This window comes from Staphylococcus sp. EG-SA-2, from assembly GCF_017152085.1.
This window is the reverse complement of record NZ_JACYHC010001139.1, coordinates 1-684: the sequence shown is the minus strand read 5'-3', so window position 1 is coordinate 684 and position 684 is coordinate 1. Positions and strand designations below refer to the sequence as shown.

The window sequence follows — 684 nt, the reverse complement described above, 5'->3', positions numbered from 1 at the left end:
ATAAATTGGGAGCAGCATCAGTATTCTTAGGAACAATGATCGTTGTTGGGATGGGACAAGATAAAGAAGCTGCAGCATCAGAACAAAAGACAACTACAGTAGAAGAAAATGGGAATTCAGCTACTGAAAATAAAGTAAACGAAACACAAACAACTACAACTAACGTTAATACTATAGATGAAACACAATCATACAGCGCAACAGCAACAGAACAACCGTCAAACGCAACACAAGTAACAACTGAAGAAGCACCAAAAGCAGTACAAGCACCACAAACTGCACAACCAGCAAATTTAGAAACAGTTAAAGAAGAGGTAGTTAAGGAAGAAGCGAAACCTCAAGTTAAGGAAACAACACAATCTCAAGACAATAGCGGAGATCAAAGACAAGTAGATTTAACACCTAAAAAGGCCACACAAAATCAAGTCGCAGAAACACAAGTTGAAGTGGCACAGCCAAGAACGGCATCAGAAAGTAAACCACGTGTGACAAGATCAGCAGACGTAGTTGAAGCTAAGGAAGCTAGTGACGAGAAAGTGGAAACGGGTACAGATGTGACAAGTAAAGTTACAGTAGAAAGTGGTTCTATTGAGGCACCTCAAGGAAATAAAGTAGAGCCACATGCTGGTCAACGTGTCGTATTGAAATACAAATTGAAATTCGCAGATGGATTAAAAAGAGGAG

At 39.6% G+C, this 684-nt stretch carries 1 pseudogene; it reads left to right on the top strand.

Going from position 1 to position 684, the window contains the following annotated elements:
• Positions 1 to 684 (top strand): annotated as a pseudogene (locus IDG60_RS18955) (fibronectin-binding protein); the annotation flags it as partial.